Raw genomic sequence first — 6,353 nt, 5'->3', positions numbered from 1 at the left:
GCGCGCGGCGGCCGCCGCGGGTGGCGCCATGCTCCGGCCAGGCAAAGATCAGATCGATATCGGAAGAGAAGTTCAGCTCGCCGCCGCCCAGCTTTCCCATCCCGAGGATCAGCAGCGGCTGCGGCTGACCCTCGGCGTTGCATGGCGTTCCCCACTCTTTACAGCAGGCGGCGTACAGCCAGTCGCGGGCGGCGACAATCAGGGTCTCCGCCAGGACGCTCAGCTGCTGCAGCGTCTCTTCTTCGCGCACCAGCGACAACGCCTGCGCCCAGGCGATGCGGACCATCATCTGGCGGCGGAAGAGACGCAGCTCTCGCATCAACCCCGCTTCGTCAGTGACGGCCTGCAGGCGCTCCTGCAGCCAGGCTTCGTAATGCCGCCACTCTTCCGCCGCCGGCGCGGAGTCCGCAAGCTCATTCAGCCAGCCCGGCTGAGCGATCACACTCTGTTCGACAAAATCGCTGAACGCCATCACCGACCTGGCCTGTGGGCTCAGTTCGGCAACGGGAAAATCCGTTGGCAGACGGTCAGCGACCGTCTGCCAGTGCTGCTGTAACTGCGGAGAAAGCGGCATCATAAGGGCTCCCTGGCCTGTAATTATCGTTTTCCACTATGCAGCCAGAACGGCTCGGCAGCCAGCGCCTGGCGACGGAAATATTCAAACACGCTGCGGTCGTCATGCTCTATCGCACGCTGAAGTTCCTGCCAGTTCTCCAGCCACGGCGCGACGGCGTCGCCATAGGCGCCCGCCAGCAGCTGGACGCTGTCGATGTCGCGGGACAGCTTCGGCAACTGGTCAGCGGCATCTTCTACCGCCAGATGCTGCACGGCGCTGCGCAGCTCGGCCGCCACCCGCGAGAGGTGAATATCGGCAAACCGTTTGAACGATCCGGCTATTTTTTTCTCTCCCGCCTCGTTGAGGAACGGACGCCAGCCGCGCTGGACCAGCCATTCGGTCAGGGCCAGTTTGGCGCCAACGACCTCGGTGCGGAATAACGCTTCGTCGGCGGTGTCCGCAGCCAGCAGAACGGCGTCGGCGTCGTTCAGCAACGCGCGGAGGTGGGTGGTCGCCTTACGCGGCACGATGCCGCCGAACAGCACGAGGGCATGGCGCACGCGGGCTATCGCCAGCAGAATTTCCGCTTTGGCTTTTGCGTTGCCGCGCAGCCAGATCTCGTCGTGATACAGCCAATGCGCCAGGGCGCTCTCCAGCGCCGCCTCCAGCCCCTGCTCCACGCTGGCCTTCGCTGCCACCGGCAGCACCGCCAGCCGGGTCACCGGACGCTCATTGTTACCTTGCGCCAGATGATACCCGCGCGCGGCTTTGCTCAGGCTCCCCTGACGCAGGACGCCGCTCTCCAGCAAACGATGCGCGAGGCGCAGCAGATCGGTGGTCTCCCCGGCGAGCAGCTCCAGCTCCAGTTCGCAGATCGGCTCCTGATGTTCGCCCGCCTTTACTTCGCCGCGATCGAGGGCAATCTCAATCTCACTCTTTCCTTCCTGGATCACCCAGCGTTCACGGGCAAAATCGGTGCTGAACAGCGGCTGGACATGCTCCGCCAGCGCGGCCGGAAGTTCCCCTTGCGGCCAGACCTCCGCCGGCAGGCGCTCAAGCGCCAGCTCCGGTTTATCCAGTGGAATATTATATTCCGGGCGCTGGTGCAGGCCGCCGACCACCCGACCGGCGATTTTCAGCGTCATCTCATAACGCCCCTGATCGCCGCGGATGCGCAGCCCCATATCGTGACGACGCAGCCAGTTATCGGCGGTTTCGTAATAAATGTTCAGCAACTGGCCCGCGGGCGTATGTTTCGCCTCGAGCGCATTGAGCTGCTCGCGCAGCGTCTCTACCCCATCCTGAGCGACGATAAACTTGAGTTCGATTTCTTGAGCCATGACTGAATTCTTCCGCTTCTGTGCTGCGCCGACAAATTGCGGCGAACTTACGACAATATTTTTTGTCAGTAGATAGTATTTTGCGGTGAATCGCCATGCAACGCGCTTTTTGCCGGGCCACCTCCTGGATGATTCCGATTGTGGCGGAAAACTTTGCGTCGCTCTGGCGATGCCTCTACTATCGTTCCACTTTTTATGACCAAACGATGACCTGATGCCAAAATTACGCCTGATTACTTTTACTTTGCTCGCGCTTAGCGCCGCCACGGCGGTTCACGCAGAAGAAAAGCGCTACGTTTCCGATGAGCTGAACACCTGGGTTCGCAGCGGCCCGGGCGATAATTATCGTCTGGTCGGCACCATCAACGCCGGGGAAGAAGTGTCGGTACTGCAAACGAACGACAGCACCAGTTACGCGCAAATTCGCGACAGCAACGGCCGTACCGCCTGGATCCCGCTGAAAGAGCTGAGCAACGAGCCCAGCCTGCGCACCCGCGTCCCGGATCTGGAAAACCAGGTCAAGACGCTGACCGATAAGCTGAATAACATCGATGCCACCTGGAACCAGCGCACGGCGGATATGCAGAAGAAAGTCGCCGGCAGCGACAGCGTGATTAACGCGTTGAAGGACGAGAACCAAAAGTTGAAAAACGAGCTGGTTGTCGCGCAGAAGAAGGTGAATGCGGCAAATCTGCAGCTTGATGATAAACAGCGCACCATTATCATGCAGTGGTTTATGTACGGCGGCGGTGTGCTGGGCGTCGGTCTGCTGCTCGGTCTGGTGCTGCCGCATCTGGTGCCAAGCCGCAAACGTAAAGACCGGTGGATGAACTAATTCGTCTTCTCTGCCAGACTTACGTATCATCTTGCGAAAAACGGATACGGGAGAATCAGGCGTGAAGAGTTATCTGGTCGGTGGCGCGGTGCGTGACGCGCTGCTAGGGCTGCCGGTCAAAGACCGAGACTGGGTGGTGGTGGGCGCCACCCCGCAACAGATGCTAGACGCGGGCTATCAACAGGTAGGCCGCGATTTTCCCGTGTTCCTCCATCCGCAAAGCCGGGAAGAGTATGCCCTGGCCCGCACCGAGCGCAAATCCGGCGCGGGCTATACCGGTTTTACCTGCTATGCCGCCCCGGACGTCACCCTCGAAGCCGATCTGCTGCGCCGCGACCTGACGGTCAACGCCCTCGCCCAGGATGCCGACGGCGCAATTATCGACCCCTACGGCGGACAGAACGATCTCCGTCAGCGCCTGCTGCGCCATGTCTCTCCCGCGTTTAGTGAAGATCCGCTGCGCGTGCTGCGCGTCGCGCGCTTTGCCGCCCGCTACGCCCACCTCGGTTTTCGCATTGCCGAAGAGACTCAGGCCCTGATGGCCGCGATGGTTGAGGCCGGCGAGCTGGCGCATTTAACGCCGGAGCGGGTGTGGAAAGAGACGGAAAGCGCATTAACTACTCGCAACCCGCAGGTCTTTTTCCAGACGCTGCGCGACTGTCAGGCCCTCAAGGTGCTGTTCCCGGAGATTGACGCCCTGTACGGCGTGCCGGCCCCGGCGAAATGGCATCCGGAAATCGACACCGGCCTGCACACCCTGATGACCGTCACGATGGCCGCGATGCTGTCGCCGGATGTCGACGTACGTTTCGCCACCCTGTGCCATGACCTCGGCAAAGGGCTGACGCCGAAGGCGCTCTGGCCGCGTCACCACGGCCATGGTCCGGCGGGAGTCAAGCTGGTGGAGCAGCTCTGCGCGCGTCTGCGGGTGCCGAACGATATCCGCGATCTCGCGAAACTGGTGGCGGAGTACCATGACCTAATCCACACCCTGCCAATTCTGCAGCCGAAAACCCTCGTCAAACTCTTCGACAGCATTGACGCGTGGCGCAAACCGCAGCGCGTGCAGCAGATCGCGCTCACCAGCGAAGCCGACGTCCGCGGACGCACCGGTTTCGAGGCCAGCGATTACCCGCAGGGGCGCCTGCTGCTGGAGGCCTGGGAAGTGGCGCAGTCGGTCTCCACTAAAGAGGTCGTGGCGGCGGGCTTTAAAGGGGCGGAAATTCGCGAGGAGCTGACGCGGCGGAGAATTGCGGCGGTAGCGCAGTGGAAGGAACAGCGTTGCCCCCAGCCGCAAGGCTGAGGGCGCAGGCCTTAGAAGAAGACCACGTACACCGCTGCCGCGACGATAAAGCGGTAGATAGCGAACGGAATGAACGAGATCCGTTTGATCAGCTGCAGGAAGGTTTTAATCGCAATCAGCGCCACGATAAACGCCATCACGAAGCCGACGGCGAACATCGGGACATCGCCCATGTTCAGGAAGCCGATGCTCTTGTAGACGTCCAGCACGGTGGCGCCCATCATCATCGGTACCGCCAGCAGGAAAGAGAACTCCGAGGCCGCATAGCGGCTGACGCCCATCAGCATGCCGCCGGAGATAGTCGCCCCCGAGCGGGAGAAACCTGGCCACAGCGCCAGGCACTGAAAGCAGCCGATGACGAACGCCTGACGGTAGGTCATATCGTCAATCCCGACCGCGCGCGGCTGTTTCGGCTTCAGCACTTCCGCTGCAATCAGCAATACGCCGCCGACAATCAGGGCGTACATCACGTTCACCGGGTTAAACAAGGATTTAATGGTGTCATGGAAAATCAGCCCCATCACCACCGCGGGGATCATGCCGAGAAGGATATGGATAAGCGACAAACGGCCGCTGCCCTGGCCTTCATGCGCCGGCGGTTTCCCGAAATGGATGCCGATCAGGCCGAACAGGCGACGCCAGAACATCACCACCACGGCGAGTATCGAACCTAACTGAATCACCACTTCAAAGGTATTTGCGGTATCACCTTCAAACCCCAGCAGGTGACCAACAATAATCATATGACCGGTACTGGAAACAGGTAAAAACTCTGTCAAACCCTCAACCACACCCAATATTGCCGCCACCAGCAGCGAGTGTATATCGCTCATCCAATTAAACCCTTTAAAAAAGTAAAATGAAAAAAACCAGGAACACGGTATCGTTCAACAGGCACAACCCGGCTGCCAGAGCGCGCGTAATCCGCAGCGTACAGGAAGTACACACGGATTCGTCCACCGTTCTGGAAGGACATCGCCAGTAAAATTGCCTGATGACCGGATGCTATGACCGGTATAAACGCAATTTGTTTAACAAGTATGACCTGAAAAGTTTTGTTTCAGATTAAGGCCACGTTCAATAATCACCCCGACGTTTGCCGCGCGAGCCACGGCGCCAGGTTTGCTGACTTTTATGCGCACCCATGGCGACTGGAATGTTTCCAGCAGCAGGTCGGCCACCTCTTCCGCCACCCGCTCCACTAACGCAAATTTTCCCCCCTCCACATGCGCGATCACCCGCTCGCTGATATCAGCATAGCTGAGGCAATCGCTGACATCATCGCTGGCGGCCGCCTTGCGGTTATCCCATGCAATTTCGATATCGAACACCAGCTTCTGCTCAATGGTTTGTTCCCAGTCATAAACACCAATGGTGGTGATTACCGAAAGTTGCTCTATAAATACAATATCCATCACGCCCTGCCTGCTTTTTAGCTAAACCGGATACCACTTCCGGCGAATTATGCGTATTATCCACAGATGCAGAGAATACAACGACATTTTCAAAACGGAACAGCGTTATGAGTGCAATCGCGCCTGGACTGGTACTCCTCGCCTACCTCTGCGGCTCCATTTCCAGCGCCATTCTGGTATGTCGCCTTGCTGGCCTGCCCGACCCACGCGACAGCGGCTCAGGCAACCCCGGGGCCACTAACGTACTACGAATTGGCGGAAAAGGGGCGGCCGTAGCGGTACTTATTTTTGATGTGCTGAAGGGCATGCTCCCGGTGTGGGGCGCCTGGGCGCTGGGCCTTACGCCGTTCTGGCTGGGGTTAGTGGCGATTGCCGCCTGCGTGGGCCATATCTGGCCAGTCTTCTTTCATTTCCGCGGCGGTAAAGGCGTCGCCACGGCCTTCGGCGCTATCGCCCCCATCGGGCTCGATCTCACCGGGGTGATGGCCGGGACCTGGCTGCTGACCATCCTGCTCAGCGGCTACTCTTCCCTGGGCGCTATCGTCAGCGCGCTGATCGCCCCGTTCTACGTCTGGTGGTTCAAACCGCAGTATACCTTTCCGGTGTCGATGCTCTCCTGCCTGATCCTCCTGCGCCATCACGACAACATTCAGCGTCTGTGGCGTCGCCAGGAGAGCAAAATCTGGACCCGCGTGAAGAAGAAAAAAACGCCAGAGCAGAAGTAATCTCCCCTCCCGGCTCCGCCAGCCGGGGAACTCTCCTGCGCTAATCGCGCCTTTCACCCGCCCTTTTACGCTTCCTCGCCATCAAAGGCGATCATCGCCACATCCTCCTTTTGTAACAATACGTTAGCAGCATGGGAAGGCAAAAGTTGCGCTGGCGGCTGGCGGCGCGGCGCAACCCG

Annotated in this window: 6 protein-coding genes and 1 pseudogene; 3 read left to right on the top strand and 4 right to left on the bottom strand. The window is 59.8% G+C overall.

Translation table 11 applies throughout. The features are described 5' to 3' along the window. Together HMPREF9538_RS16035 and HMPREF9538_RS16040 are read right to left on the bottom strand one after the other, a co-directional pair. Nucleotides 1-577 (bottom strand): annotated as a pseudogene (locus tag HMPREF9538_RS16035) (bifunctional glutamine synthetase adenylyltransferase/deadenyltransferase); the annotation flags it as partial. A gap of 20 nt (nt 578-597) precedes the next feature. Continuing rightward, nucleotides 598-1,896 carry an inorganic triphosphatase gene (locus HMPREF9538_RS16040; protein ID WP_009484818.1) on the bottom strand — a complete coding sequence of 433 codons (1,299 nt, stop codon included), beginning with the start codon at nt 1,894-1,896 and terminating at the stop codon, nt 598-600. A 214-nt stretch (nt 1,897-2,110) separates the two neighbouring features. On the opposite strand from HMPREF9538_RS16040, the gene HMPREF9538_RS16045 reads away from it, so the two are divergent. Both HMPREF9538_RS16045 and HMPREF9538_RS16050 read left to right on the top strand, forming a co-directional pair. Next, a complete protein-coding gene (locus HMPREF9538_RS16045) occupies nt 2,111-2,731 on the top strand; it encodes a TIGR04211 family SH3 domain-containing protein (protein ID WP_002916862.1) in 621 nt (206 codons plus the stop codon). A gap of 61 nt (nt 2,732-2,792) precedes the next feature. Beyond that, nucleotides 2,793-4,034 (top strand): multifunctional CCA addition/repair protein, encoded by a 1,242-nt coding sequence (locus HMPREF9538_RS16050; RefSeq protein WP_002916864.1) that lies wholly within the window; start codon nt 2,793-2,795, stop codon nt 4,032-4,034. A gap of 11 nt (nt 4,035-4,045) precedes the next feature. Here HMPREF9538_RS16050 and bacA read toward each other — a convergent pair whose 3' ends face one another. Then, the gene (gene bacA, locus HMPREF9538_RS16055) at nt 4,046-4,867 is read right to left on the bottom strand and encodes an undecaprenyl-diphosphate phosphatase (RefSeq protein WP_004144532.1); all 822 of its coding nucleotides are present in this window, start codon (nt 4,865-4,867) and stop codon (nt 4,046-4,048) included. Nucleotides 4,868-5,065: 198 nt separating this feature from the next. Next, nucleotides 5,066-5,449 (bottom strand): bifunctional dihydroneopterin aldolase/7,8-dihydroneopterin epimerase, encoded by a 384-nt coding sequence (gene folB, locus HMPREF9538_RS16060; protein ID WP_004150923.1) that lies wholly within the window; start codon nt 5,447-5,449, stop codon nt 5,066-5,068. Between the two features lie 107 nt (nt 5,450-5,556). Here folB and plsY point away from each other — a divergent pair, with 107 nt between their 5' ends. After that, a complete protein-coding gene (gene plsY, locus HMPREF9538_RS16065) occupies nt 5,557-6,174 on the top strand; it encodes a glycerol-3-phosphate 1-O-acyltransferase PlsY (RefSeq protein ID WP_004144530.1) in 618 nt (205 codons plus the stop codon). Nucleotides 6,175-6,353 lie beyond the last annotated feature (179 nt).

The sequence above is a fragment of the Klebsiella sp. MS 92-3 genome, assembly GCF_000195655.1.
GTDB classification, from domain to species: Bacteria; Pseudomonadota; Gammaproteobacteria; order Enterobacterales; family Enterobacteriaceae; genus Klebsiella; species Klebsiella pneumoniae.
Note: the sequence above shows the minus strand (reverse complement) of the source record. Positions and strands in the feature narration are given on the sequence as shown.

What these genes read in the sequence shown, in the direction of transcription:
- HMPREF9538_RS16040 (WP_009484818.1), bottom strand. Translation starts at nt 1,896, where the DNA reads ATGGCTCAAGAAATCGAACTCAAGTTTATCGTCGCTCAGGATGGGGTA.
- HMPREF9538_RS16045 (WP_002916862.1), top strand. Translation starts at nt 2,111, where the DNA reads ATGCCAAAATTACGCCTGATTACTTTTACTTTGCTCGCGCTTAGCGCC.
- bacA (WP_004144532.1), bottom strand. Translation starts at nt 4,867, where the DNA reads ATGAGCGATATACACTCGCTGCTGGTGGCGGCAATATTGGGTGTGGTT.
- folB (WP_004150923.1), bottom strand. Translation starts at nt 5,449, where the DNA reads ATGGATATTGTATTTATAGAGCAACTTTCGGTAATCACCACCATTGGT.
- plsY (WP_004144530.1), top strand. Translation starts at nt 5,557, where the DNA reads ATGAGTGCAATCGCGCCTGGACTGGTACTCCTCGCCTACCTCTGCGGC.